This is a genomic window from Pseudarthrobacter sp. MDT3-1, assembly GCF_054510755.1.
In genome coordinates this window covers 276,844-282,843 of record NZ_JBTNDX010000002.1, presented here as the reverse complement: position 1 = coordinate 282,843, position 6,000 = coordinate 276,844, and the positions used below count along the sequence as shown (strand labels likewise).

At 70.0% G+C, this 6,000-nt stretch carries 5 protein-coding genes; 3 read left to right on the top strand and 2 right to left on the bottom strand.

Annotation, left to right across the window (positions count from 1 at the left end; genetic code table 11):
• Window positions 1–121: 121 nt before the first annotated feature.
• Window positions 122–1,396, bottom strand: a complete 1,275-nt coding sequence (gene mshA / locus ACX80X_RS02635) for a D-inositol-3-phosphate glycosyltransferase (RefSeq protein WP_459308488.1) — start codon at window positions 1,394–1,396, stop codon at window positions 122–124.
• Window positions 1,397–1,515: 119 nt separating this feature from the next.
• Here mshA and ACX80X_RS02630 point away from each other — a divergent pair, with 119 nt between their 5' ends.
• The gene (locus ACX80X_RS02630) at window positions 1,516–2,040 is read left to right on the top strand and encodes a GNAT family N-acetyltransferase (protein ID WP_459308490.1); all 525 of its coding nucleotides are present in this window, start codon (window positions 1,516–1,518) and stop codon (window positions 2,038–2,040) included.
• On the opposite strand, the gene ACX80X_RS02625 is transcribed toward ACX80X_RS02630, so the two are convergent.
• Window positions 2,037–3,479 (bottom strand): family 4 glycosyl hydrolase, encoded by a 1,443-nt coding sequence (locus ACX80X_RS02625; RefSeq protein WP_459311123.1) that lies wholly within the window; start codon window positions 3,477–3,479, stop codon window positions 2,037–2,039. The two genes, ACX80X_RS02630 and ACX80X_RS02625, sit on opposite strands and share 4 nt — an antisense overlap.
• Before the next feature lie 70 nt (window positions 3,480–3,549).
• On the opposite strand from ACX80X_RS02625, the gene ACX80X_RS02620 reads away from it, so the two are divergent.
• Together ACX80X_RS02620 and alr are read left to right on the top strand one after the other, a co-directional pair.
• A complete protein-coding gene (locus ACX80X_RS02620) occupies window positions 3,550–4,641 on the top strand; it encodes a carbohydrate kinase family protein (RefSeq protein ID WP_252608936.1) in 1,092 nt (363 codons plus the stop codon).
• A gap of 78 nt (window positions 4,642–4,719) precedes the next feature.
• On the top strand, window positions 4,720–6,000 hold the full coding sequence (gene alr / locus ACX80X_RS02615) for an alanine racemase (protein WP_252598353.1): 1,281 nt from the start codon (window positions 4,720–4,722) through the stop codon (window positions 5,998–6,000).

Below are 6,000 nucleotides of genomic sequence, written 5' to 3'. Positions count from 1 at the left end.
CACGGATCTCTTCACGCGTAAAACCCTTGTTATCAACGGGCATCGCCGGCTCCTTCAATCAAAAAGTTAATGAATGACTCACAACCAGCTTGACGGAGAGGGAGGGTTGGGGGGAAACGGCTCAAAGGTGAGAGAGGGTTGGGGAAGTTGGGGTCAGCCGGCTGGCCAGCTGCTGTTCGACGGCGGCGTGGTACGTTTCCAGCGTGATGGCGGCAGTGCGGTTCCACCCCAGGTTCTCCGCCCGGATGGCCGCAGCCCGCCCCATATCTGCACGGGTGTCCGGATCGTCGTACATCGCTTCGAGCGCGTCCGCCCAGTCCTTGGCATGGTGCCCGTCCACCAGCAGCCCGGTCCGGCCATGGCAGATGGCGCGGGACAGCCCGCCCACCCGGGTGCCCACCACGGGCGTCCCGCAGGCCTGCGCTTCGATGGCCACCAGCCCGAACGATTCACTGTAGGAAGGCATCACCACAACATCCGCCGCCCGGAACCAGGACGCCAGGTCAGACGCGCTGACCGGGGGAAGGTGCGTGACGACGTCGTCCATGCCAGACTCAGCGATCAGGTGCCGGAGGTTGAAGTCCTTGTTGCCGCTGAGGGCACCAAGGATGGTGAGCCGGAGATCGATCTCCGGCCGCCGGGCCCGCAGCAATGCGGCGGCCTTGAGCAGTATCTGCGGGCCCTTCAGCCGCTGGATCCGGCCAGCGAAGACCAGGTGGAATGTCTCCGGCGAAACACCCCGTTCGGCCCGGGACCGCGCCCGGAAGGCGGGAGTGAAGGTGCTGAGGTCCACGCCCGGCGGTGCGACGTCGATCCGGTCGTAATCGGCACCGTAGTGGGACACCAGCTCTCCGGCTTCGGCGGTGGTGTTGGCGATCAGGCGGGCGGCGCCGTCGACGATCCGGTGCTCGCCCTCTTCGCGCCACCGTGGCTCGGGCTGTTCGCCGGACTCCAGCAGGAGGTTTTTTACTTTGGCCATGGTGTGCATGGTGTGGACCAGCGGCACACCCCAGAGCTCCGAGAGCTCCAGGCCGGCGATTCCGGACACCCAATAGTGCGAATGGATAACGTCGTAGCGGCCGTGCGGCTGGCGCTGGCGGATCTGCTCGATCTCGGCCACCATGTGGTGCAGCAGCCCCGGCAGTTCTTCCTTGGGGATCTTCCGCGGCGGCCCGGCCAGCACGTTGTGGACGCACACGCCGGGGTCCGGATGTTCGACGGCGGCCTGGTTGGCTGACGTGGAGCGCGTGAAGATCTCCACCTCTACGCCGGTCTCGGCGAGCGCGGACGCCAGTTCCCGGATGTAGACGTTCATGCCGCCGGCGTCGCCGGAGCCTGGCTGCTCCATCGGGGAGGTGTGGAGGGAGAGTAACGCGACCCTGCGGATCAATGTCATGACTTCTCCTTCCCACCGCTGGCGCGGCGTGGGCCCCGCTGTTGCCCACTCGGTAAAACACTACTCCAGCCGCTCCCGGGCGGCCTCCCGGCACGTGGCCGGCTGCTAACGTGGCGCGTGTGAATGCAGCCACAACACCGCACAGTTCCGCGGAATACTCGATCCGCCCCGCCACGGACGCCGACTGGCCCGGCATGTGGGCCGTGCTGGAGCCCGTCATCCGGTCCGGCGAGACGTTCACCTGGGACCGGGACACAACTGAGGCCGACGCCCGGGCCCGCTGGTTCAAGGATGCCCCCGTCCAGGCGTTTGTGGCCGTGACGCCCGACGGCGGCGTGATCGGCACCGGCGAACTGCACCCCAACCAGGGCGGCGCGGGCAGCCACGTGGCCAACGCCGGCTACATGGTCCACAGCGGCCACGGCGGCAAAGGCGTGGCACGGGCCCTGTGCGCATACTCCCTGGACGCGGCACGGGACGCGGGCTTCCGGGCCATGCAGTTCAACGCCGTGGTGGAAAGCAATGTCCGCGCGGTGGCCGCCTGGCAGGGGATGGGCTTCGAAATCCTCGCCACCATCCCCGAGGCGTTCAACCACCCCACGCTCGGATACGTGGGCCTGCACGTGATGTACCGGAAGCTCTAGCCGCGCCAAAGCCCGCGCAGCGCAGGGAACGCGTGCTCGTAGCCGGCCATGAGCTGTGCCCCCAGGGCGGGGGAATCCACCAGGGGATGCCGGCCGAAAGCGTCGACGGCGGCCGCCCGGTCTCCGTGCGTCGCTGCCCGGACGGTGAGCCGCTCCACCTCCTTGACGCGCTGGAGGAGGGTGAGTTGCTCCGGTCCCGGGGCTGACTGCGTAAGCGGCACCGCGCCGTCGGGCGTTACCGTGCAGGGGACCTCGACGACGGCGTCCGCCGGCAGTCCCGGAATGGCCGGTTCCGGGGTGGTGCCGCCGGGGGCGGTCGCCCCGCCAGGACCGGACGGAAGCGTGTTGGGCGTGTTGAGGATGAGCTGGGCGTCCCCGGCTCCCGCCAACGCGCGCATCACCGCCAGGGCGACGCGTTCGTAGCCGCCGCCGGCGAGGTCGTCCTCGTCGCGCTGCTCGCCGTGGGTCCGCGCCTCCGCGAGGTAGCCTTCCTCCCGCGAGCGGCGGGCGGCGTCCCACAGCGTGTACGCCTCCGCCCCGGCTGAGGCGAGCCGCGGATAGAGTTCGGCCTGCTGGTGGTGGATGGACTCGCCGCGGGTCTGGGCCATGGCGCGCATGGCCGCCGCGGCGCTGTCCCGCTGGTAGTAGTAATAGAGGTATTCGTTGGGCAGGGCGCCCAGGTCCTGGAGGAACGGCTGCGGGAAGAGCCGGCCTTCCTCGAAGGTGCTGAGGGCAGCGGCATCTGACAGCAGTGCGGGCAGCAGATCCTGGCCGCCGGACTCCAGCCGGTGGAGCCAGCCCAGGTGGTTCAACCCGTAGTAGTCCACGCCGTCGAGCGTTCCGTCGGGCAGCGTCAGGCCGGCGGCGCGGGCCGCCCGGTGCACCAGCCCACCCGCGGAATCGCAGATCCCGATGACCTGCCGGCCAAGGACCGGCAGCAGGGCTTCGGTGACCATGCCGGCCGGGTTGGTGAAGTTGATCAGCCAGGCGTCCGGGCAGAACTCCCGCATCTGCCGCGCCAGGTGCAGCATTTCCGGGATGGTGCGCAGGGCGTAGGAAATGCCGCCCGCGCCGGTGGTTTCCTGGCCGAGCAGGCCAAGGTCCTGGGCCACGCGTTCGTCCCTGATCCGGCCGGCCGTGCCGCCGGGGCGGATGGCGGCGAACACCAGGTCTGTACCCGCCAGGGCCTCCGGCAGGGACGTCGTGGTGTGGACGGCGGGGGCCTTGGCACCTGCGTTCGGGCCGGAGGTGGGGCCTCCGGCAGCGCCGCAGTCGGACTCGGGCATGGCGCGCAGCACCGCGGTGATGGCGCGGAGGCGGTCGGGATCGACGTCGAACAGCACCAGTTCGCTGACCAGCCCCGCAAACGCGCCGGACGCCAGCGCCCGGTACACAAACGGCACGCGGAATCCGCCGCCGCCGGCAATCATAAGCCGCATAGTCAGCAGTCTAGGCGGGCGCCGGGCGCGCCCCTACCGTGGGGCCGCGGCAGGGCGTAGTGTGCCGGACATGGACGCCATCCCGGACCGCCGCTTCGACCCGCTCTCTGCCCTCCGGAAACCGTCCGACGGCGGGTTCGACCTCCTCCTGGCCGGCACTGTCTTCCAGGACATCATCTTCACGGGACTGCCCCACGCGCCCGAGCCGGGCACGGAAATCTGGAGCGAGGGCATGGGCAGCTGCCCCGGCGGCGTCGCGAACCAGGCAATTGCCGCGGCGAGGCTGGGACTGCGCACGGGACTGGCAGCCGCCTTCGGCGACGACGGCTACGGAGACTACAACTGGAAAATCCTGGCCGGGCAGGAACACGTGGACCTGAGCCTGTCGCGCCGCATCCCGGGGTGGCATTCCCCGGTGACCGTCTCGCTCAGCGTCCACAACGACCGTTCCCTGGTGACGCATGGCCACCCGGCGCCCGTGACGTCGTCGGAACTGATCGGTCCGCCCCCGCCGGCGCTCGCGGGCATTGCCGAGCTCGACGTCGAGATTGAACCCTGGGCTGTCGCCGCCCACCAGGCCGGCGTCAAACTGTTCGGGGATGTGGGCTGGGACCCCAGCGGCGAGTGGTCACCGGTCCGGCTGGAAAACCTGCAGTACTTCCACGCTTTCCTGCCCAACCAGCGGGAGGCCATGGCCTTCACGGGGAAGGACAACCCGTGGTCCGCACTCTATGCCTTGGCGGACCGTGTGCCCGTTGCAGTGGTGACGCTCGGGGCGCAGGGTGCCATGGCGGTTGACTCGGAAACCGGTGAGGAGGAGTGGGTGCCGTCGTTGCCGGTGACTGCCTTTGATCCCACCGGAGCCGGCGACTGCTTTGATGCAGCCTTCATCGTGGGCAGCCTGGCCGGATGGCCGCTGGGCAACCGGCTCCGTTTCGCCAACCTCTGCGCCTCCCTGGCCGTGCAGGAGGTGGGCGGTTCGCTGGCAGCGCCCGGCTGGGGAGACATCGCGGACTGGTGGAAGCGGGCCAACTCCCGGCCCGAACGCCAGAGCAGCCAGTGGCTCCGCCGCTTCGGTTTCCTGGCGGACATTATCAGCGACGTCCCGCTGGCAGCGCAGCGCCGCGCCACCGCCACCATCGCGCACCTGTCCGACGCCTGACGCCGTGGCGCCCTGAACCGTGCGCCGGGAACGCGGCGCGATTATCCCGGCCCGGGCCCCCGCACTAGAATCACTAGGGTGACTTATCCCGTAACGACCGGTGACTTCCGCGCGGCCTCAGGACCTGATCCTCAGTACGAGCGGTCCGCCGTCATTGACCTGGACGCCATCCGCCACAACGTGCGGCGGCTGGCAGACGCGGCCTCACCCGCGAGGGTCATGGCCGTGGTGAAGGCCGACGCCTACGGACACGGCGCGGTTCCGGTGGCCCGGGCCGCCCTCGAAGCCGGCGCGTCCTGGCTGGGGGTCGCGCACATCTCCGAGGCGCTGGCGCTGCGGGCCGCGGGCATCGACGCCCCCCTGCTGGCCTGGCTGCACACGGCGGAAAGCAACTTCGCCGCAGCGGTGGCTGCCGGCGTCGACATCGGCTGCTCGGGCTGGGAACTGGACCGGATTGTGGCCGCCGCGCGTGACCAGGAACGTCCCGCGCGGATCCACCTGAAAGTGGACACGGGCCTGGGCCGGAACGGCGTAGCGCTCGATGCCTGGGACCAGCTGCTGGGCGAAGCCATGGAGTACCAGGACCAGGGCCTCCTGCGCGTGGTGGGCATCTTCTCCCACCTGTCCGTGGCAGATGAACCCGAACGGCCGGAAACCGATGAACAATTGGCGGCCTTCCGCGAGGTGCTGGCTGTGGCCGAGGACGCCGGCGTGGACGCTGAAGTCCGTCACCTGGCCAACACCCCCGCCACGCTGTCCCGCCCCGATACTCACTTTGACCTGGTCCGCGTGGGCCTGGGCATCTACGGCCTCTCGCCCTTCGAAGGCCAGACGTCCGCCGAACTGGGCCTCCGGCCCGCGATGACGCTGCGCACCCTGGTGTCGCAATGCAAGCAGGTCCCCGACGGGCAGGGCGTCTCCTACGGCCTGCGCTACCGCACCAGCGGCCCCAGCACCCTGGCGCTGATCCCGCTGGGCTACGCCGACGGTGTGCCCCGCATTGCCACCGGCGGTCCCGTCCGGGTGGCTGGCCGGACCTACCCCGTGGTGGGGCGCATCGCCATGGATCAGATGGTCATCGACCTCGGCAACATCGGCCCCGCCGGCGCAGACCTCTTCGGCGCCGAGGCGGTGCTGTTCGGCAACGGGGACGACGGCGGGCCCACGGCGGACGACTGGGCGGTCGCCGCCGGCACCAACAACTACGAGATCGTGACCCGGATCAGCCCGCGGGTGCCGCGCCGGGTCATCAACGAAAGTCCCGCCGTCGAGCCTTCCGGCAGCCGCCCAGCCGGCGACGTTCCTGGCGCCGGGCGTTCTGCCATCGGCAATCCCGACGCCGGGCAGGCAACACCGTGA

Coding starts and splice junctions, on each gene's coding strand:
- ACX80X_RS02625 (WP_459311123.1), bottom strand. CDS start 3,479: ATGCGGCTTATGATTGCCGGCGGCGGCGGATTCCGCGTGCCGTTTGTG.
- ACX80X_RS02620 (WP_252608936.1), top strand. CDS start 3,550: ATGGACGCCATCCCGGACCGCCGCTTCGACCCGCTCTCTGCCCTCCGG.
- mshA (WP_459308488.1), bottom strand. CDS start 1,396: ATGACATTGATCCGCAGGGTCGCGTTACTCTCCCTCCACACCTCCCCG.